General features: G+C 73.1%; 17 protein-coding genes. 10 read left to right on the forward strand and 7 right to left on the reverse strand.

Annotated features, from left to right (window positions below):
* Positions 1 to 29 precede the first annotated feature (29 nt).
* Positions 30 to 848 (reverse strand): type I methionyl aminopeptidase, encoded by an 819-nt coding sequence (gene map / locus Val02_RS10755; protein ID WP_203898834.1) that lies wholly within the window; start codon positions 846 to 848, stop codon positions 30 to 32.
* 77 nt (positions 849 to 925) lie between these two features.
* Here map and Val02_RS10760 point away from each other — a divergent pair, with 77 nt between their 5' ends.
* Positions 926 to 1,192, forward strand: coding sequence for a helix-turn-helix domain-containing protein (locus Val02_RS10760; protein ID WP_203898835.1), 267 nt, complete (start codon positions 926 to 928; stop codon positions 1,190 to 1,192).
* A 50-nt stretch (positions 1,193 to 1,242) separates the two neighbouring features.
* Here Val02_RS10760 and Val02_RS10765 read toward each other — a convergent pair whose 3' ends face one another.
* The 3 genes from Val02_RS10765 to Val02_RS48930 form a co-directional block, all read right to left on the reverse strand.
* Positions 1,243 to 1,569, reverse strand: coding sequence for a TraR/DksA family transcriptional regulator (locus Val02_RS10765; RefSeq protein ID WP_203898836.1), 327 nt, complete (start codon positions 1,567 to 1,569; stop codon positions 1,243 to 1,245).
* Between the two features lie 64 nt (positions 1,570 to 1,633).
* Positions 1,634 to 1,864 (reverse strand): hypothetical protein, encoded by a 231-nt coding sequence (locus Val02_RS10770; protein WP_203898837.1) that lies wholly within the window; start codon positions 1,862 to 1,864, stop codon positions 1,634 to 1,636.
* On the reverse strand, positions 1,822 to 2,403 hold the full coding sequence (locus tag Val02_RS48930; protein ID WP_506022217.1) for a hypothetical protein: 582 nt from the start codon (positions 2,401 to 2,403) through the stop codon (positions 1,822 to 1,824). Before Val02_RS48930 ends, Val02_RS10770 begins: the two co-directional genes overlap by 43 nt.
* Between Val02_RS48930 and Val02_RS10775 the strand changes: the two genes are divergently transcribed.
* The gene (locus Val02_RS10775) at positions 2,294 to 2,542 is read left to right on the forward strand and encodes a hypothetical protein (protein ID WP_203898838.1); all 249 of its coding nucleotides are present in this window, start codon (positions 2,294 to 2,296) and stop codon (positions 2,540 to 2,542) included. The genes Val02_RS48930 and Val02_RS10775 overlap by 110 nt on opposite strands.
* 94 nt (positions 2,543 to 2,636) lie before the next feature.
* Here the strand turns inward: Val02_RS10775 and Val02_RS10780 are convergent, their stop codons facing one another.
* Positions 2,637 to 3,272 carry a TetR family transcriptional regulator gene (locus Val02_RS10780; protein ID WP_203898839.1) on the reverse strand — a complete coding sequence of 212 codons (636 nt, stop codon included), beginning with the start codon at positions 3,270 to 3,272 and terminating at the stop codon, positions 2,637 to 2,639.
* A gap of 87 nt (positions 3,273 to 3,359) precedes the next feature.
* Between Val02_RS10780 and Val02_RS10785 the strand changes: the two genes are divergently transcribed.
* Positions 3,360 to 4,748 carry a serine hydrolase domain-containing protein gene (locus tag Val02_RS10785; RefSeq protein ID WP_203898840.1) on the forward strand — a complete coding sequence of 463 codons (1,389 nt, stop codon included), beginning with the start codon at positions 3,360 to 3,362 and terminating at the stop codon, positions 4,746 to 4,748.
* A 102-nt stretch (positions 4,749 to 4,850) separates the two neighbouring features.
* Positions 4,851 to 6,329, forward strand: coding sequence for an RICIN domain-containing protein (locus Val02_RS10790; protein ID WP_203898841.1), 1,479 nt, complete (start codon positions 4,851 to 4,853; stop codon positions 6,327 to 6,329).
* Here Val02_RS10790 and Val02_RS10795 read toward each other — a convergent pair whose 3' ends face one another.
* The gene (locus Val02_RS10795) at positions 6,330 to 7,652 is read right to left on the reverse strand and encodes a condensation domain-containing protein (RefSeq protein WP_203898842.1); all 1,323 of its coding nucleotides are present in this window, start codon (positions 7,650 to 7,652) and stop codon (positions 6,330 to 6,332) included.
* Between the two features lie 626 nt (positions 7,653 to 8,278).
* Between Val02_RS10795 and Val02_RS10800 the strand changes: the two genes are divergently transcribed.
* Genes Val02_RS10800 through Val02_RS10825 form a run of 6 tightly spaced genes read left to right on the forward strand, consistent with a single transcriptional unit; the run spans position 8,279 to position 18,497 of the window.
* Entirely contained in the window at positions 8,279 to 9,643 is a 1,365-nt protein-coding gene (locus tag Val02_RS10800; protein ID WP_203898843.1) for an FAD-dependent oxidoreductase, read from the forward strand.
* 38 nt (positions 9,644 to 9,681) lie between these two features.
* Positions 9,682 to 13,989 (forward strand): non-ribosomal peptide synthetase, encoded by a 4,308-nt coding sequence (locus tag Val02_RS10805; RefSeq protein WP_203898844.1) that lies wholly within the window; start codon positions 9,682 to 9,684, stop codon positions 13,987 to 13,989.
* A complete protein-coding gene (locus Val02_RS10810; protein ID WP_203898845.1) occupies positions 13,986 to 15,344 on the forward strand; it encodes an MFS transporter in 1,359 nt (452 codons plus the stop codon). Before Val02_RS10805 ends, Val02_RS10810 begins: the two co-directional genes overlap by 4 nt.
* Before the next feature lie 47 nt (positions 15,345 to 15,391).
* Positions 15,392 to 16,492, forward strand: coding sequence for a methyltransferase (locus Val02_RS10815; RefSeq protein WP_203898846.1), 1,101 nt, complete (start codon positions 15,392 to 15,394; stop codon positions 16,490 to 16,492).
* Complete coding sequence (locus tag Val02_RS10820) at positions 16,489 to 17,019, forward strand: flavin reductase family protein (RefSeq protein WP_203898847.1); 531 nt, start codon at positions 16,489 to 16,491, stop codon at positions 17,017 to 17,019. Before Val02_RS10815 ends, Val02_RS10820 begins: the two co-directional genes overlap by 4 nt.
* Positions 17,016 to 18,497 carry a cation:proton antiporter gene (locus Val02_RS10825; protein ID WP_203898848.1) on the forward strand — a complete coding sequence of 494 codons (1,482 nt, stop codon included), beginning with the start codon at positions 17,016 to 17,018 and terminating at the stop codon, positions 18,495 to 18,497. The genes Val02_RS10820 and Val02_RS10825 overlap by 4 nt, the downstream gene beginning before the upstream one ends.
* Here the strand turns inward: Val02_RS10825 and Val02_RS10830 are convergent.
* A complete protein-coding gene (locus Val02_RS10830) occupies positions 18,427 to 19,053 on the reverse strand; it encodes a DUF6875 domain-containing protein (RefSeq protein ID WP_203898849.1) in 627 nt (208 codons plus the stop codon). The genes Val02_RS10825 and Val02_RS10830 overlap by 71 nt on opposite strands.
* Positions 19,054 to 19,075 lie beyond the last annotated feature (22 nt).

Consider the following 19,075-nt stretch of genomic DNA (forward strand, 5'->3'; position numbering starts at 1 on the left):
AGCGCACCAGCACCGACCCGGAACGCCGGTCAGGAGGCCGTGGCGGGCTTCCCGGCCGGAGCGGCCGACGCGTCGCCCGGCGTGGGGCGCAGCGTCAGCACCCGGGCGCCCGCCGGCGTGATGGCGACCGTGTGCTCGGAGTGTGCGGTGCGGGAGCCGTCGGCCGAACGGATCGTCCAGCCGTCCGCGTCGTACTTGATCTTGTCGGTCGTGCGGCACAGCCAGGGCTCGACGGCGATCGTGAGGCCGGGATCGAGCTTCATGCCGCGGCCGGCGCGGCCGTTGTTGGCCACGTGCGGCGCCTCGTGCATGGTGCGCCCGATGCCGTGGCCGCCGAACTCGTTGTTGACGCTGTACCCGTAGGAGTGGGCGACCGCGCCGATCGCGGCGGAGATGTCACCGAGACGGCCACCGGGCTTGGCGGCGGCGATGGCGGCCTCCAGGGCGACCTCGGTCGCCTCGATCAGCTTCACGTCGGCGGGGTCCGGGGTGCCGACGATGAACGAGAGCGCGGAGTCGGCGGACCAGCCGTCGATGGTGACCGCCATGTCGATGCTGACCAGGTCGCCGTCGCGCAGCACGTAGTCGTGCGGCAGCCCGTGCAGGACGGCGTCGTTGACCGACAGGCACAGCACGTTACGGAACGGGCCGCGGCCGAACGAGGGGGAGTAGTCCCAGTAGCAGGAGACGGCGCCGCGTTCCTTGATCCGGCGGCGGGCGTGGTGCTCGATGTCCATCAGGTTGACGCCGACCGCGGCGACACCGCTCAGCTCGGCGAGCAGTTCGCCGACGAACCGGCCGGTCACCGCCATCCGGTCGATCTCCTCGGCGGACTTGAGCTCGATCACGACAGCCTCCCTCTCCGTATGCGGTATTTTTATACCACGCCGGTTCTGGGTGGCGGGGTAGGGCTTATCCTGCTCTCATGGTTCGCCACCCACTCACCGCCGAACAGATCGCCGCTGGTCAGCGCCTCGGGGTGGCCCTGCGGGCCGCGCGCGCCGGCCGCAGCCTCGTCGAGGTGGCCGTGGCGGCCGGGATCTCCCCGGAGACGCTGCGCAAGATCGAGGCGGGCCGGCTGCCCGCGCCGGCGTTCGGCACGGTGGTCTGCCTCAGCCAGGCGCTCGACGTGCCGCTGGGGGAGCTGGCCGACGTGTGGCTGGCCGACATGCCCGTCCGCCAGGCCTCCTGACGCCGGCACCGCACCCGCGCCGATGCCTCGGTGGTGACCGCGCTGCTGCGCTACGCGCAGGTGATGCAGCGGCGGGCGAACGGCCGCGCGGCGAGCCGCTCCGGCGCGATCGGCCGGCCGCACCGTTCGCAGACGCCGTAGGTGCCGGCGTCGACCCGTCCCAGCGCCTCGTCGATCTCGACGATCCGCTCCCGCGCGGCGGCGAGCAGCGCGGTCAACTGGGCGCGTTCGAAGCCGACGGTGGCGCCCTCCGGGTCGTGCTCGTCGTCGGCGTTGGAGTCGCGCGACGCGGCGAACAGCGCCCGCAGGTCCCGGCTCAGCGTCGCGGCCTCCGACTCCGCGCTCGCGCGCAGCCGCAGCAACTCGTCCCGGACCATCTGCGCAGCTTAGCGATCCCGGCGGCCGGTCACCGGTGGAAGCGACCGGCCGCCGGGCCGTGCCTCAGCGCGGGACGTCGACGCGGTCGGCGGTGACGACCGTGCCGGTGGACGCGGCGTTGCGGGTGCCGGTGACGCGCACCCGTACGGTGTGGCTGCCGGCGGGGAGTTCCGCCGAGGTGTACAGCGCCTGCTGCTCGGCCCTGGTGGCGCGGTACAGGTCCACAGTGGACTCCGGCCCGCCGTCGACGCTCACGGCGGCGATGCCGTGGTGCGCGGCGACGGTGAAGTACACCTTCGCGCGGGTGCCGGTGAACGTGAGGCTGTAGGTCGCGCCCGCCGCGTCGGAGTAGTGGTCGTCGTCGCGGTACTTGCCGGCGCCGTCGGCGGTGAGCCACGTTCCCGCGTAGGTGAACGCCGTGTCGTTGACCGCCTCCGGAGACGACGTCGGCGTGGGCGTGGCCGAACGGCTCGGCGAAGGCGAAGGCGACGGCGCGATCGACGGCGACGGTGACGGCGGGACCGACGGGGTGATGCCGTCGGTGGGCTCGTGTACATGGGCTTGTCGATGCTGTTCATCGCGCGGATCGTCGGGCCGAAGTGGCCGGAGACGATCTGCCCGTTGCTGGTGTGGTAGTCGTACTCGTGCAGGGAGCCGACGTCGATGTCCGGTCCACTGTGGACATACGCGTAGTCCTGGGTGCCGGGGATGTACTCGCCGAGCGTGCCGGTGGAGACCAGGGTGTCGGGCGCCAGGGACTTCAGCAGCGCCGCGGTCTCGTCGAAGAACGTCTTCATCACGGTGTCGTTCGCCGCGCCGCGCGGCTCGTTCATGATCTCCCACATGGCGATCGCCGGCGAGGAGCGGTACGGCGTCACCACCTCACGCACCCAGTTGAGGTATTCGCCGCGGAACCGCCGACGAACCGGTACGGCTGCCCGTCGAGCATCAGTCGGCTACCGCTGCGCGTGAGGAACCCGTGCGTCGTGCCGGTCGCCGCGGCCCGCACGGGTGCGGTGGGCTCGGCGGGATCCGCATCATCGATGTCGAGGTGCACCTTAGTGCGTCAGGACGGTTCGTGATCGCCGCGGTTCGCCGAGCGGGTTCCGAGCTGTGCGCGCAGCCCTGCGATGAGGGTCTCCAGGGCGAACGCCCAGACGTCCTCCGGCGTGGCGGTGGCGGCGATCGAGCGCACCAGGGGGAACGCGTCGACGGGCAGTTCGTCCAGGCGGGTCTCCAGCACCTCGCCCCGGGCGGCCTTGCTGCGTTCGAGGCCGACCTCGACGGCGAGCAGCGCGACCGTCTTCACCGCCGAGTAGGCGTCGACTGCGGAGAAGCCGGCCTGCACGAAGGCGGCGAGCGCGATCTCGAACGACGCCGTCGCCCGGCTGCCCTGCGCGGGCCGCTGTTGCAGGGCGTGGAAGGCGCCGGGATGGGTGGTGGCGATCGTGCCCATCGCGGCGAAGAAGTGGCGGGTCCACTCCTCCCACGGCACCGGGGTGACGGGCAGCTTCGCCTCGGTGAGCAGGACCTCGACGATGCCGTCGGTGATCGCGTCCCGGGTGGGCACGTGGTTGTACAGGGAGGTCACGTGCACGCCCAGCTCCGTGCTGATGCGGCGCAGGGTGACGGCTTCGGGGCCCTCGTGGTCGGCGATGCGGATCGCGGTCCGCAGGATCTGATCACGCGTCAACGGGGCCATGCCGGCCATTATCTACGGCCCTTGCCTCGGGCCTACAGTGTAGGTAAGAATCACCAACACTGTAGGTTTGAACGACCGGAGGCGGACATGGGGTTCCAGCGGAGCGACCTCGAGAAGAAGCTGACCGAACTGATCGACCGGCACGGTGTGCCCGGTGCGCAACTCGCGGTCCTCGACGGCGACACCGTCACCGAGGTCGCCGCCGGCGTGCTGAGCCTGCGCACCGGCACCCGGGTCACCACCGACGCGCTGTTCCTGCCCGGGTCGATCGGCAAGCTGTACACGGCCACCCTGGTGCTGATGCTGGTCGACGAGGGTCTGGTCGAGCTGGACGCGCCGGTCCGCCGCTACCTGACCGACTTCGAGGTCGCCGACACCCGGGCGCGGGACAGCGTGACCGTGCGCGACCTGCTCCGCCACAGCAGCGGCTTCGACGGGGACGTCTTCCTCGACACCGGCCGCGGCGACGACGCGCTCAGCCGCTACGTGGAGCGGATCGCCGACCTGCCGCAGATCTGCCCGCCCGGCCGGATCTGGAGCTACAGCAACAGCGGTTACGCCCTCCTCGGCCGGCTGATCGAGGTGGTCGTCGGGAGTACCTACGAGGAGGCGCTGCGGACCCGGCTGTTCGAGCCGCTCGGGCTGCGGCACACCGTGTCGTTCCCCGAGGACGTGATCCCGCACCCGCACGCCGTCGGGCACGTCGCGGACCCGGAGCACCCGGAAACGCTCGTGGTCAGCCCGAGCTGGGGGCTGTGGCGGTCGTGCGGCCCGATGGGGGCGTCGGTCGTCGCGAGCGCCGGCGACGTCCTCAACTTCGTCGTCCCGCACGTCAACGGCGGTCTCGCGGCCGACGGCACCCGCCTGCTGTCCGAGGCGGCGGTCGCGGCGATGCAGGACCGGCAGATCGACCTCGTCGACGACAGCATCCTGGGTGACGGCTGGGGCCTCGGCTGGATCCTGGACCACTGGGGCGAGCTGGCGGTCATCGGCCACGACGGCAACTCCATCGGGCAGAACGCGTTCATGCGGGTCGCGCCCGGGCACCGGTTCGGCTTCTGCCTGCAGACCAATGTCGAGAGCGCCCTGGCGGTGTACCGCGAACTGGCCGACTGGCTGTTCGGCGAGCGGTTCGGGGTCGGCCCGCGGCCCGATCCCGAGGAGCTGGACTCCCCGGTCGCCGACCCGTCCCGCTACGTCGGCACCTACGCGCGTGCGGGCGTGCGCATGGAGGTGACGGCGAACGGCCCGGGCGGCCTGGCCGCCACGATGACCGTGTCGCGGGAGGGTCCCGACGTGGAGAACATGCCACCGATGGTCGACCTGCCGTTGCGGCCGACCGCGCGCGAGGACGGGTTCCTGCTCAAGCTGCCGATCTCGGACAGCGATCTCCTCGCGGTGTTCTTCAACCCCGACGAGCCGGACGGCCGGCCCACCTATCTGCACTTCGGCGGACGGGCCCACCGGCGCGCCTGAAAGTTTCACCAGACATCGACATCCGTTGACGTCCGGGGCGCCGGCTGGTTAGGTCGCCATGCCAGGAAAACGTTTGCCTGGGCGGATCGGAGGCGGAGTCCCGTGATCGGATACCTCACGGCCCGGAGCGGGGTGTGGCGGCCGGCGCTGATCGCCCTGGCCACCGCGCTGGCGGCGGCGGGCGGCGTCGTGGTCCTCTCCGCGCCGGCCGCCGCCGCGACGCGCCCGTTCCGCGGCATGAACTGGGCGGTGCTGGGTGACAACTTCAGCACCGGCCCGCTCGTGGTGCAGGGGCTCAGCACGTCCGACAGCAATGCCACCGTGCGGGCCAAGGCGAACGCCCTGTACGACGACATGGCCGCCACCATGGGCGTCAACACCGTCCGGCTGCCGATCAACACGCACACCGTCGGCACCACCTGGTGGAACGCCTACCGGGGCGCGATCGACGCGGCCACCGCGCGCGGGTTCAAGGTGATCCTGGCCTACTGGGAGGACGGCGCCGCCTCCGGCGGACGGATCACCGACCTCGCCGCCTGGAACGCGATGTGGTCCACGGTGACGAACACGTACGGCGCGAACGCCAACGTCTACTTCGAGCCGATGAACGAGCCGCACGGCTACAGTTCGGCGCAGTGGCGCGACGTGGCGGCCAACTGGCTCGCCTACCACTACTCCGCGGTGCCGGCCCGCGTGCTCATCGGCGGCACCGGCTACAGCCAGGATCTGCGGGACGTGTGCAACGACAGCCGGTTCAGCGGCACGCTGCTCTCGTTCCACCACTACGCGTTCTTCTACGAGCCGATGACGTACGACGCGTTCCGCACCCACATCCAGACCCGGCTCGGCAACTGCGCCTCCCGCGCGGTGGCGACCGAGTTCGGCGCGACGATGGACAACGGGCTCAACTACGCCGACCCGAACAGCACCGACAACTTCGTGCGCCACATCCGCGCCATGGCCCAGGTCATGCGGGACAACCAGATGGGCGGCACCTACTGGCCCGGCGTCGGCGGCAAGGTGGGCGGCAACGGCTACGACGCGTACTCGATGTTCGCGCTCAGCGGCAGCGGCACCGACCTGAACCTGAGCATCCGCAACGCTTCCGGCGCCGACCGGATCCGGTATGCCTGGGGCGACAACGTCGGCAGCGATCCGGTGACGCCGTTCTACCGGATCGACGTGCGGCACAGCGGCAAGGCGATGGACGTCCAGCAGCCGAACACCGCCAACGGCGCACGCGTCGGCCAGTACACCTACGGCGGCAGCGCCTGGCAGCAGTGGCAGTTCCAGGACGCCGGCTCCGGCTACTGGCGCATCGTTAGCCGGCACAGCGGCAAGTGCCTCGACGTGGTGAGCGCCTCCACCGCCGACGGCGCCGAACTCGTGCAGTACACCTGCGGCTCCGGCACCAACCAGCAGTTCCAGATGGTGGCCGGCGGGAGCTGGTTCCAGCTCAGGGCGCGGCACAGCGGCAAGTGCGTGGACGTGCCGGCCGCCTCGACGGCCGACGGCGTGGTGCTGAAGCAGTACCCGTGCAACAGCGGCACCAACCAGCAGTGGTCCCGCACGGCGGCCTGATCAGCGCGGCCGGGTCGTCGCGGCGCACAGCACCGACTCCGCCAGTTCCCGCAGAAAAGCCCGCATCGACGGCGGCGGCAGGTACCGGGTGTCCGCGGTGAGCAGAACGCCGAGTCCGTCCGGGGTGTCGTGCAGCTCGACGCAGAACCGGCAGTGCATCACGGCGGGATGCTCCTGGGCCCGGATCCGCGGCGCCGGCGGGCCGGCGGGCAGCGGGGCGTCGTCGGCGGAGAGCCGGACGTCGTTGAAGCAGCAGTGCGGGTCGACGACGGCGCCGCGCAGGCGGGACAGCTCGGCGGTGGCCGCGTCGCGCTCGCGCGGGTCGTAGTAGGCGCAGCGGTAGGCGCGCAGCGCGGCGTGCCGGGTGCGCGGCACCAGCTCCTCGAGATCGGCCTCCCCGGCCGTGTCCAGGACGAGCAGTCCCTGCATCACCAGCGTGCCGACGACGTCGGCGTACCCGGGCCGGAACCGGTTGTGGACCAGCGTGTGCATGGCGACCCGGCGATGCCCGGTCCACCGGCCGACGAGCGCCGCCGTGGCGGCCATCAGCACGGTGGCGGTGCCGGTCCGGTGCCGGCGGGCCAGGCTCAGCGCGGCCTCGGCGAGCGGGCGGCAGGTCAACAGGTGGCGCTGGTAGGGCGGATCGGCCGGCGCGCCGACGGCGGCGAACATCGTGACCGGGGCGGCGCGCAGCTGATCGGTCCAGTACCGGACGGCGCGGGCGCTGGTGGCCGTTCCGGCCGCCTCGGCGGGTGCGAGGTCGACCGGTTGCAGCCCGGTGAAGCGGGGCAGCCGGCCGCGCAGCAGGGCGAGGCGCAGGTCGCGCAGCAGCGTGTCGGCGGCGTAGCCGTCGACGGACAGGTGGCTCGCGACGAGTGCGATCCGGCGCACCCGGCCGTCGACGGTCACGAAGCCGACCCGCAGCGGGAGTTCCGCCGCGTGATCGAACGACCGGCGCCACAGCCGGTCGCGCAGCTCGACGCCGGCGCGCTCCAGGGTCCCCGGGACGGCGTCGACGATCTCGATGTCGAGCCGTCCGCTCGGTTGCACGATCTGGCGCAATCGGCCGTCGGGCGTCTCGTAGCGGGTCCGCAGCGCCTCGTACCGTTCGATGACCGTGCCGACGGCGGAGGCGGCCGAGGCCGGGGTCGCACCGGCCCGTTCCGACAGCGATATCAGGCGGCGCATGTTCAGGAAATGGTCGTTCGGTGCGAGCTGCCCGAGCGCCTTCCAAATGGAGCGCTGTCCCCAGGTCGGTGCGGTTTCCATTGCCCGGCCCCCGATGAATTCCGCGACCGCGTGCGCGGACTCCTGCGCAATCATGTCGGCACCGTAGCGCCTCGGAGGCCGGAAAGTTTCGGCGGCTGTCAATTGGACCGGTGTGTGCCGTCGCGCCGTGAAAGTTTTCACGGGCGGCTCGAATTCACCTGGGCGGAAAGCGCTTGCCCCGGGGCCATTGGGGATAAATCGAACCGTTCGGGACGCACGGTGAAAGGCCATTCATGACCGAACTGTCGCGGTCCAAGGAGCGGCGGTATCGCCGCTGATGGGCGCGTTGAGGCCGGTGACCAACCCCGACGACCCGGGCCGTACCGGTGGCGATCGGCATAAGGCGTCGAAGCCCGTCATATAGCCGACAATGTGGCGCCACGACAATGGATCCCGAAAACGATTCACAGTCTTGACACCTATCGTTGTCGGTGGCCAGAATTTGCATCCATCCGAAACGGTTCATCATCCGAATGGTGGGCCGCCCGGGCATTTCCCGTTGCGGATCTTTCTCTTCCGCGTGCGGGCACACCAATTGCCGAACGGTGATTTCGCCTGCCCGTATTCCGAAAGTTTCCTGACGCTCCCCGACGGCGCGGAGCGGCGCATTCTCACCATGCCGGAGGCTCACGCGTGTCCAGGTATCCAAGCCACTGCCCGAGACGGCGACGGGCGCACCGGTGAGCCGCCCGGGCTTACGCGCCCTGATCGCGGGCGCGGGTCTCTCCGGTTCCCTGCTGGCCGTCTACCTGGCCCGACGGGGCTACGACGTCGAGGTGTTCGAAGGCCGCGCGGACCCGCGCGCCGTCGCCGGCGGCGACGACCGCTCCATCAACCTCGGCATGTCGGCGCGGGGAATCCGTGCCCTGCGACGGGTCGAACTGTGGGACGCGCTCGCCCCGCGGCTCGTGCCGATGCGCGGCCGCATGATCCACCGGCCGGACGGCACGCTCGTGTTCCAGGCGTACGGCTCGCGTCCGGACGAGATCCTGCATTCGATCCGGCGCAACGAGCTCAACGCCTTCCTCGTCGACCGGGCCGAGAAGCACGCCGGGGTGCGGTTCCACTTCGGCCGGCGCTGCGTGTCGCTCGACCGGGACACCGCCGCGCTGACCGTCGCCGACGTCCTGACCGGTGAACGGCGCACGCACCGGGGGGATTTCGTCGTCGGCGCCGACGGGGCCTTCTCCACGGTCCGCCGGCGGATGCACCACGGGCTGCCGGTCGACTTCCAGCAGACGTTCATCGACTGGGGCTACAAGGAACTGACCATCCCGCCGCACGCCGACGGGTCGGCCCGCACGCCGATCGAGGCGCTGCACCTGTGGCCCAGTGACAACGGGCTCGTGGTCGGCCACCCGAACATCGACAACTCGATCACGTGCACCCTGCTGCTGCCGCTGGCCGCCGAACGGGGCACACCCAGCTTCGCCACCCTGCCGGACTCCGCCGCCGCGACGGCGTACGCGCGCGCCACGTTCCCGGACCTGCCGGGCCTGATCCCGGACTTCGCGGCGCAGTACGACGCGCATCCGGTCGCGCACCTGGTGACCGTTCGCACCGGCGCGTGGCACCACCGCGACCGGGTCGTCCTCGTCGGCGACGCCTGCCACGCCGTCACGCCGTTCTACGGCCAGGGGATGAATTCCGCCTTCGAGGACTGCCTGGTGCTGGACGAGTGCCTGAGCCGCCACCCCGACGACCGGGCCGCCGCGTTCGCGCTGTTCCAGGCGCTGCGCCGGCCGCACACCGACGTGCTGGCCGACCTGTCCATGCGCAACTTCGTCGAGCTGCGCGACCGGGTCCGTTCGCCGCTGCATCTCGCCCGCGCCCGGGCCGACCTGCTGCTCAACCGGATGTTCCCGCGGCTGTGGCGGCCGCTGTACGCGATGGTGTCGCACAGCACCGTGCCCTACGGCGACGCGTTGCGCCGGGCCCGACGCCAGGACGCCGTGCTCGCGGTGACCGCGACCGCCGCGCTCACCGGCGCCGCGTGGGCGACCGCCGGGTTCGCGCGCCGCCGGAGTTTCCGGGGGAACCGATGAATGGGCGCGGGATTCCGGCGCGCGCACCGGGTGCGGCGGTGCCGCTCACCCCGGCCCAGGAACGGCTGTGGTTCCTCGAGCGGGCCGGCTTCGACGGCGCGACGTACCACAACTGGTTCGCCCACCGGCTGCGTGGCCCGCTCGACGCCGCCGCGCTCTCCGACGCGATGGCCCTCGTGCTGCACCGCCACGACGCGATGCGCACCGCGATCGTCGACGTCGGCGGGCGGGCCCGGCAGGTGGTGCACGATCGGGTCCCCGGTGCGTTGGAGCTGGTGGAGCTGCCGGCCGCCGGGGGCGAGTCGCGGCTGCGGGAGTTCGCCGCGGCGTTCGTGCGCCGGCCGTTCGACCTCGCGCGGCCGCCGCTGCTGCGCGCCGCGCTGGTGCGCCGCGCCGACGACGACCACGTTCTCGTGGTGTGCGTGCACCACATCGTGGCCGACGGCACCGGCATCGGGATCCTGATGGCGGAACTGTTCACCGCCTACGGGGCGGCGGTCGAGGGGAACGCGCCGCGGCTGCCGGCGCCGGGCGTGCCGTTCGCCGACTACGCCGCCTGGCTGGCCGGCTCCGGAGCGGACCGGCGCGCGGAGGATCGGGAGTACTGGCGAACGCACCTGGCCGGCGCCCTGCCGCTGAGCACCCTGCCCGCCGACCGGCCGCGCCCGGCGAGCCCGAGCCTGCGTTCCGGCCGGCACAGCGTGACGCTCGACGCCGACCTGGTCGCGAACGTGCGGACCCTCGCGCGCGCGGAACGCTGCACGCCGTTCGCGCTGTACCTCGCCGCGCTGTCGGCGGTGCTCGCCCGGCACACCGGCGAGGAGGACCTCGTCATCGGCACCCCGGCGGACAACCGGCACACGCCGGAGCTGGAACGCACCGTCGGCATGTTCGCCAACACCCTGGCGCTGCGGACCCGGCTCGAGGACAACCCGACGCTGCGCGACGTGCTGCGCACGGCTCGCCGCACCGCGTTCGGCGGGGTCGGCCACCGGATGCTGCCCTTCGACGTGGTCGTCGACCTGGCCCGGGTGCACCGCGGGCTCAGCCACAACCCGCTGTTCCAGGTCATGCTCGTCGTCGAGCCCGACGGCTACGGCGACCTGCCGCTGCCGCCGGGGCTCCACGCGCGGGAGTGGGAACTCGGCGCGCCGCCGGCCCGCTTCGACCTGACGCTGATCGTCGTCAACGGCCCGCGGGTGACGTTCGTGGTGGACTACGCCGCCGAGCTGTACGAACCGGAGACGATCGCGCGCTTCACCGACCACCTGATCCGGCTGCTGGCCGCGTTCGCGAGCGAGCCGGGGCAACGGCTCTGGGACGTCGACCTCGCCGGCGATGCGCACGCGGCGGCGCCGCCCCTCGCGCCGCCGGCGCCGTTCGTCACCGACCTGATCGCGGAGAGCGTCTCGGCCCATCCGGACAGCGTCGCGGTGCGCGGCGACGACGCCTCCCTCACCTACGCGGAACTGGGCCGGCGCAGCACCGCGCTCGCCGCCCGGCTGCGTGAGCTCGGCACCGGCCCGGAAGACGTCGTGGCGGTCGTCGCACCGTCCACAGTGGACAGCATCGTGGCGCTGCTCGCCGTGCTGCGCACCGGCGGCGCCTACCTGCCGGTCGACCCGACGCACCCGCCGGGCCGGGTGGCGCGGCTGCTGGCCGACGCCGGGGTGCGCGTCGCGATCGCCGCGCCGCAACGGGCGGCGGTCCTCGCCGGGTTCACCGGTACCACGCTGTCTGCGGCGGAGTGCACCGCACCGGCCGACCTGCCCGCCGGATCCGTCGCCGGAGCGGAACAGCTGGCGTACCTGATCTACACGTCGGGTTCGACCGGCCGGCCGAAGGGCGTGCAGATCACGCACGGCACGCTGGCCCGGCTGACCCGGTCCTTTGTGGACATTCACCGGCTGCGGGCGGGCGACGTGCTGTTCATGGTGCCGCCGTTGACGTTCGACGCCTCGGTGGGGGACGTCTTTCCGGCCCTGGCCGTCGGTGCCACGCTCGTCCTGCACCCGGAGCCGGCCCGGCTCGACGGGCCCGCGCTGCTGGAGTTCACCGCGCGACACGCGATCACCGCGATCGACGTGCCGGTGTCGTTGTGGCGCCGCTGGATCGGCGACTTCGCCACCGGCGCACCACCGCCGCCGGACTGGAGCGTGTCGACGGTGATGGTCGGCGGCGAACGGGTGCCGAACGCCGCGGTGCGCGCCTGGATCGAGGTCACCGGTGGGCGGGTCGCGCTGTTCAACCACTACGGGCCGACCGAGGCGACGGTCTGCGCCACCACCCATCACGTGCCGGCCGGCGCGGCGCCGGAACCGGGCACCCATCTGCCGATCGGCCGGCCGCTGCCGCACGTGCGCGCCTACGTCCTCGGCCGGTACGGCAGCCACGCGCCGATTGGGGCGCCCGGGGAACTGCACCTCGGCGGCGACTGCCTGGCGCGCGGCTACCTGCACCAGCCGGAGCTGACCGCCGAGCGGTTCCCGCCGGATCCCTTCGCACCACAGGGAAACGGGCGGATGTACCGCACCGGCGACCTGGTCCGCCGGCGTGCGGACGGCGTCCTGGAGTTCCTCGGCCGGGTCGACCGCCAGGTGAAGATCAACGGCCATCGGATCGAACCGGCGGAGGTCGAGGCGTCCGTCGCGGCCCATCCGGAGGTCACCGACGCGGCCGTGATCGCCGGGACCGACCCGGCCGGCCGGGACCGGCTGCTCGCCTACGTGGTGACCGGCGACGGGCGGGTGCCGCACGGGCTGCGCCGGTTCCTGCGCGCGCACCTGCCGGATCCGCTGATCCCGTCGGTCTTCACGGCGGTGCCCGCCATCCGCCGCACCGCGCACGGCAAGCTCGACGAGGCGGCACTCCCGCCCGTGGTCGACCCGGCCGCCGCGCCGGTCGTCGACCGTCCACAGGGGACGGTGGAGACCGCGGTGGCCGATGCGTGGGAACGGGTTCTCGGCGTCAGCCCCGGCCGGCACGACAACTTCTTCGCCCTCGGCGGGCATTCGCTCCTCGTCGCCGGTGTGCTCGCCGAGGTGCACCGCGTGCTCGGCGTGGAGCTGCCGCTGCGGGTGATGTTCGAGACGGCCGACCTCGCCGAGTTCGCCCGGACGATCGCCGGCGGACCCGCCACCGACGACGAACCGGACCTGCGCGCGGAGGCGGTCCTGCCGGAGGACATCGTCCCGGCCCCGGCGCGGATCCCGGCCGCGACGGGCGCCCCGACGATCCTCCTGACCGGCGCCACCGGCTTCCTCGGCGCGTACCTCGTGGCCGAACTGATCGCCCGCACCGACGCGACCCTCGTCTGCCTGACCCGCGCCGACGAACCCGCGCACGCCGTCGAGCGGGTACAGCGCAACCTGCGCCGCTACGGCCTCGAACCGGTCGATCCGGGGCGGCTCGTCGGACTGCCCGGCGACCTCGGCGCACCCGGACTCGGGCTGGCCGCCGCCGACCTCGCCGACCTGGCCGCCCGGGTGGACGTCGTCTGTCACAACGGCGGCCTGGTCCACTTCGGCGAGCCCTACCACCGGCTCCGGCCGGTCAACGTCGACAGCACCGTCGAACTGCTGCGCCTGGCCGCCCGCGCCGGCGGCGTGCCGGTGCACCTGGTCTCCACGCTCGGCGTCTACCTCGGCAAGGCCTACCTCGACGAACGGGTCCGGGAACAGGACCCGCCCGAGGACCCGACCGGCGTCACCGGCGGCTACAACCGGAGCAAGTGGGTCGCCGACGCGCTGGCCCGGCAGGCCCGGCAACGCTGGCTGCCGGTGTCGGTGCACCGCCCGGCCCGGGTCAGCGGGCACAGCCGCACCGGCGCGGCCAACCCGGACGACCACTTCAGCCGCACGCTCGCCACCTGCGTCCGACTCGGGATGGTGCCCGACCTTCCCTACGAGGAGGACCTCGCACCCGTCGACTACGTGGCCGCCGGCATCGCCCGGGCCGTCGAGACGTCGTTCGTCGAACCGGACGCCGCCGACCACCACTACTTCAACCCGGCCACCATCAGCTACGCCGAGATCGCCGCCGCCCTGCGCGAGCACGGCCACCCGGTCGCACTCGTGCCGTGGAAACGTTGGCGCGCAACGCTTCTCGACGCCCGCGCGCGCGGCGAGGCGGTGCCGCTGGACCCGTTCGTCGCGGTGCTGCCCGAGGAGACGCCGCAGCACCGGCGGCCGCGCTTCGACTGTTCGGGGACCGAACGCGCGCTCGCGGCCGCCGGCATCACCTGCCCGCCGGCCGACCGGGCACTGCTGCGCCGCCAACTCGACGCGCTGACCGCCGCCGGACTCGTCCCGCCCGCAGCCGCGGCGGCCTCAGGAGGAACGCCATGACGATCGCGACCGAACGCGGTGACGTGCTCCGCTTCGTCGGCATCTGGCTCACCTCCGTCGTCTCCGGGGTCGGCTCGGCGCTCACCGGGTTCGTCTTCGGCGTGTGGGTGTACCGGACGACCGGCTCGGTGACCGGCTTCGCGCTGATGATGCTCGCCTCGGTGCTGCCGAGCGTCCTCGTGGGCCCGTTCGCCGGCGTGGCCGTGGACCGCTTCGACCGGCGCCGGGTCCTCGTGCTCACCGACACCGTCGCCGCCGTGTCGACCGCCGCGGTCGGCCTCCTGTACCTCTCCGGCGACCTGCGGGTGTGGCACCTGTACGCGGCCGGTGCGGTCGGCGCGACGTGCGGGACGTTCCACCTCACCGCGTACCAGGCGATGACGCCGCTGCTGATCCCCAAGCGGCACCTCGGCCGGGCGAACGGCTTCATGCAGGCCTCCTGGGCGGCCCAGATCGCCGCGCCGCTGGTCGCCGGCACGCTGCTCGCCACGATCGGCATGGGCGGGGTGATCGTCGTCGACCTGGTCACCTTCGCCGTCGCGGTCGCCGCCCTGCTCGTGGTGCGGCTGCCGGCCGGCGTGCTGCGGCCCGAACGGCCGGCCGAGGCGCCGACGCTGCGCGGCGACCTGTCGTTCGGGCTGCGGTTCCTGCGCCGCCACGGCGCGCTGCTCGGGCTGGTGTCGGTGCTGACCGGGTTCAACTTCGCGTTCGCCGCCGCCGGGATGCTGGTGCAGCCGCTGATTCTCTCCTTCACCGGCGTCGCCACCCTGGGTGTGCTGATGTTCGCCGGGGGCAGTGGGCTCTTCGCCGGGGCGATGACGATGAGCGCCTGGGGCGGGCCGCGCCGCAAGACCTTCGGGGTCGCCGCGTTCACCCTCGTCGGCGGGCTGGCCATGGCGGCGCACTCGCTGCGGCCCTCCGCGCTGCTGATCGGGGTGCTGGCGCCGGCGTTCCTGTTCACGCTGCCGGTCGTCAACGGCTGCGCGAACACGGTGCTGCAGCTCAAGGTGCCGACCGAGGCGCTGGGGCGGGTGCTGGGCACCGCGCACATGCTGAGCCAGGGCGCCACGCCGATCGCCTACCTGCTGGCCGCGCCGGTGGCGCAGTTCGTGGCCGAACCGGCGCTGCGTCCCGGCGGTGCGCTGGCCGGCAGCGTCGGGCGGCTGGTCGGTGTCGGGCCCGGGCGGGGCATCGCGGCGATGTTCCTGGTGACGGGTGCGCTGCTGGTGATCCTGGCGGCCGTGGTCGCGTTCGTGCCCGCGCTGCGGCGGGTCGAGGTCGACCTGCCAGACGCCGGCACCGACGCCGACCCGGTGCGCGTCTCGCCGAGTGCCGAGGCTGCGGGCGTTCCCTGAGAAAGAGATCCGGACCGAGCCGCGACGAACGTACGGAGGCGATCGCAGTGCCGTTGGACCTTTCCCCGGACGAGGCGCACGCGTACCTGCGGGCCGGGGACGCGCCCACGCCGATGCTGGACCTGATCGGCCTGATGGCCGCGCGGGCGGCGGCGGTCGGGACGGAACTGGGCGTCTTCGACGCGCTCGGCGCGGGACCGCGCGGCGCCGCGGAACTCGCCGCCGAACTGGCGGCCGATCCGGTCGGGCTGCCCGCCCTGCTCGACGTGCTGGTCGCGGTCGGCTACCTGAGCCACGACGGGCACTCCTACGCCAACCGGCCGGCCGCCGATCGGTGGCTGCGCGGCGACTTCGCGAACGTGCTGACGCTGTGGGTGTCGATCGTCGGCGACCTGTGGGGCGACCTGGCGACGACGCTGCGCGGCGGCACCCCGCACGTCGACTTCTACACCTGGCTCGCCAAGGAACCCGACCGGCTCGAACGCTTCCAGCGGCTGCAACGCGGCCTCGCCGGACAACTGGCGGCGGAGGTGGTCGAGCGCGCGCCGCTGCCGCCGAACGCCACCCGCCTGCTCGACCTCGGTGGCGGGCACGGCGGCTACAGCGTCGCGTTCTGCCGGCGGCATCCCGGGTTGGCGGCCACGGTGCTGGACCTGCCGGCGGCCCTGCCGGTCGGCGCCTCGAGCGTCGCCGCGCAGGGGCTGGCCGAACGGATAACGTTCCGCGCCGGCGATCTGGCCCACCGCGTGGACGAGCGCGACCACGACGTCGTGCTGCTCTTCAACGTGGTGCACGGATTCGCCGAGGAACGGGCCCGGGCCCTGGTGTGCGCCGCCGTGGCGGCGGTCCGGCCGGGCGGCACGGTCCTGGTGCTCGAGACGGCGCCGCTGCCGAATGCGTCCACTGTGGACGATGCCTTCACCCGCTGCTTCTCGCTCAACCTGTGGCATACCCAGGGCGGGCGGGTGTATCCACCGGCGACGCTGGCCCGCTGGCTGGTCGAGGCGGGCTGCGAACCGCCGGAAACCGTTGCGCTGCAACGCTCTCCGTCACACGTCCTGCTGACGGCCCACCGGGCCGCGGCCGGAATCGGCGGCGGTGCCGCGGTTGAGGGAGGTCGCACGCTGATGGAGGGAAGCGCGTCATGAACGGCGTCACGGGGGCCGAGTACCGGGCGCTGATGAGCGCGTTCCCGACCGGGGTCGCGGTCGTCACCGCGCTCGACGCGGCCGGGCAGCCGCACGGCATGACCTGCACGTCACTGAGCAGCGTGACGGTCGACCCGCCGACCCTGCTCGTCTGCCTCGACGTGCGCAGCGGCACCCTCGCCGCGATCCGCGCCGGCGGCTGGTTCGCCGTCAACCTGCTGCACGAGGACGCCCGCGACGTCGCGGAACTGTTCGCGGCACCGGTGCCCGACCGGTTCCGCCGCACCGCGTCCCGGCCGTCGCCGACCGCCGGCGTCCCCTGGCTGACCGGCGCCGCGATGGCCGTGGCCGAGTGCCGGGTCAGCCGCCGGATCGGCGCCGGCGACCACGACGTCGTCTTCGGCGAGGTCGTGACGACGGCACACACCGGCGATCCGCCGCTGCTCTACGGCCACCGCCGCTTCTGCGCCTGGCCGGGCGGCGGGTCCGCCCCGGCGGCGGCGCTCGCCACGGAGCCGGGCCGATGACGGCGCCGGGCGCCCGATGGCGGCTCTTTCCCGCCCGCGGCGTCGAGGCCGGGCGTGGTGCCGGCGCCCGGAGGCGGGGCGGGCGGCTCCCCAGGGCCGTGGTCGCGCTGGTCGCCGTCGCGGCGCTCGTCGCGCTGACCCCGCGCCTGGTGGCCGGCACCGGGGACGGCACCGGACCCGGCGGCCTCGACCCGCTGGCCCGGTTCCTGCTGGCGGCCGCGGTCGTCGTCTTCGTCTGTCACGCGTGCGGCGCGCTGCTGCGCCGGTTCCATCAGCCGGCCGTGGTCGGCGAGGTGCTCGGCGGCATCGTCCTCGGCCCGTCGGTCCTCGGTGCGCTCTGGCCGAACGGCACGGCGGCGCTGTTCACCGCCGAGGTGCGCTCGGCGCTGGGCCTGGCCGCCCAGCTCGGCCTGGTGACGTTCATGTTCCTGCTCGGCTGCGAACTGCGGCTCACCGGCCTGGCGGCACGGCGGCGCACCGTGGCCGTCGTCGTCACCGGCGCGATGGGCCTGACCCTCGTCGCCGGGGTCGTGGTGGCGCTGCTCGGCCACCGGCTCATCGGCGGTTCGGCGCAGCGGCCGGTGACGGTGCTGTTCTTCGGGCTGGCGCTGTCGATCACCGCGCTGCCGGTGCTGGCGCGGATCCTGGCGGACCTCGGCCTGACCCGCACGCCCCTCGGCGGGCTGGCGATCAGCTGCGCGGCCGCCGGTGACGTGGTGCTGTGGCTCGGGCTGACCGCGTTGCTGGGCGTGGCCGGGGTGGGCGGCTCGGGTGCGTTCGCCGCGACGGCCGGCGCCGTCGCTGCGCTGCTGCTCGTCACCGTGCTCTGGATCCGGCCGGCGCTCGCCGCGCTCGTGCGGTGGGCCCAGCGCCGCCCGGACGCCACCCAGCTCCTGCTGCCGGTGCTCGTCGGCGGGGCCATCGCGTACGCGGCCGCCACCCAGGTCGTCGGGCTGCACCCGGTGCTCGGGGCGTTCGTGTTCGGCCTCGCCGTACCCCGCGACTCGGCCGCCGTCGAACACGTCAACGACCGGCTGCGCGGGTTCACCATGGCGGTGCTGCTGCCGCTGTTCTTCGCCGGCATCGGGCTGGCCACCTCGGTGGCCCTGCTGGGCGGCGAACCCGCGCGCTGGCTCTTCTTCGCCGGCGTGATCCTGGCCGCTTCGGGCGGCAAGTTCCTCGGCGCCGGCGTCGGCGCGCGGCTGGCCGGCCTGCCCCGGCGGGACACCCTGCGGCTGGGTGTGCTGCTCAACTGCCGGGGCGTGACCGAGATCGTGGTCGCGGCGATCGGCTGGCAGTACCACCTCGTCAACGACTTCGGCCTGACCGTACTGGTGCTCGTCGCACTCGTCACGACGGCGATGACCGGGCCGCTGATGAACGTCCTCGGCGACCCGGCCCCGGCGCCTACGGAACGGAAACCGCCCGACGGGCGGACTCCTCGGCCGCGGACAGCCGCTGCGCCCAGTGGGCGTTGAGTCCGGCGCCGAAGACCTGACGGTAGCGGGCCAGGTAGTCCAACCGGACCCCCGGCGGGATGTCGGGCATGCAGAAGAAGGCGAGGTCGGCGACCACCATGTGGCGCACCCCGAACAAGGGCAGCGGGCTGTCGAACGGCCGGAATTGCCTGCTGTGCAAACCGACCGCCTCGTGCGCCGGCCAGAAGTCGCCGGCCATGAAACCCCCGGAGACGAACTCGGCCCGCACCGTGGCGTGCACCCGGCCCACCATCGCCCGCAGCAGCGGATCGGGCAGGCCGTACGGCACCGCGACGCGCACCAGGTACACGCGGTCGGCGCCCACCCGCGCCGCGGTGTCGGCCACGTCGTCGCGCAGCCGCCGCACGAACGCCACCATCGCCCCGTCACCGCTGCGCGCGTCGAACGGGTGGCAGGTCAGGTGTTCGCGGCGAAGCGCCCGGGTGGTGTACGGGCAGACCACCCCGTCGCGCCCCAGATCCGGATGCGGATTGGTCGTGAACTCGGCGATCCACCGCTTCGCCCGTTCGATTCTTTCCGACGCTTCGCTGGACATCGGCAACCCTTTCCGGAAGTCG

The sequence above is a fragment of the Virgisporangium aliadipatigenens genome, from assembly GCF_016863615.1.
Classification (GTDB): Bacteria; Actinomycetota; Actinomycetes; order Mycobacteriales; family Micromonosporaceae; genus Virgisporangium; species Virgisporangium aliadipatigenens.

What these genes read in the sequence shown, in the direction of transcription:
- Val02_RS48930 (WP_506022217.1), bottom strand. Translation starts at nt 2,403, where the DNA reads ATGAACGAGCCGCGCGGCGCGGCGAACGACACCGTGATGAAGACGTTC.
- Val02_RS10760 (WP_203898835.1), top strand. Translation starts at nt 926, where the DNA reads ATGGTTCGCCACCCACTCACCGCCGAACAGATCGCCGCTGGTCAGCGC.
- Val02_RS10820 (WP_203898847.1), top strand. Translation starts at nt 16,489, where the DNA reads ATGAACGGCGTCACGGGGGCCGAGTACCGGGCGCTGATGAGCGCGTTC.
- Val02_RS10830 (WP_203898849.1), bottom strand. Translation starts at nt 19,053, where the DNA reads ATGTCCAGCGAAGCGTCGGAAAGAATCGAACGGGCGAAGCGGTGGATC.
- Val02_RS10780 (WP_203898839.1), bottom strand. Translation starts at nt 3,272, where the DNA reads ATGGCCCCGTTGACGCGTGATCAGATCCTGCGGACCGCGATCCGCATC.
- Val02_RS10765 (WP_203898836.1), bottom strand. Translation starts at nt 1,569, where the DNA reads ATGGTCCGGGACGAGTTGCTGCGGCTGCGCGCGAGCGCGGAGTCGGAG.
- Val02_RS10785 (WP_203898840.1), top strand. Translation starts at nt 3,360, where the DNA reads ATGGGGTTCCAGCGGAGCGACCTCGAGAAGAAGCTGACCGAACTGATC.
- Val02_RS10795 (WP_203898842.1), bottom strand. Translation starts at nt 7,652, where the DNA reads ATGATTGCGCAGGAGTCCGCGCACGCGGTCGCGGAATTCATCGGGGGC.
- Val02_RS10810 (WP_203898845.1), top strand. Translation starts at nt 13,986, where the DNA reads ATGACGATCGCGACCGAACGCGGTGACGTGCTCCGCTTCGTCGGCATC.
- Val02_RS10825 (WP_203898848.1), top strand. Translation starts at nt 17,016, where the DNA reads ATGACGGCGCCGGGCGCCCGATGGCGGCTCTTTCCCGCCCGCGGCGTC.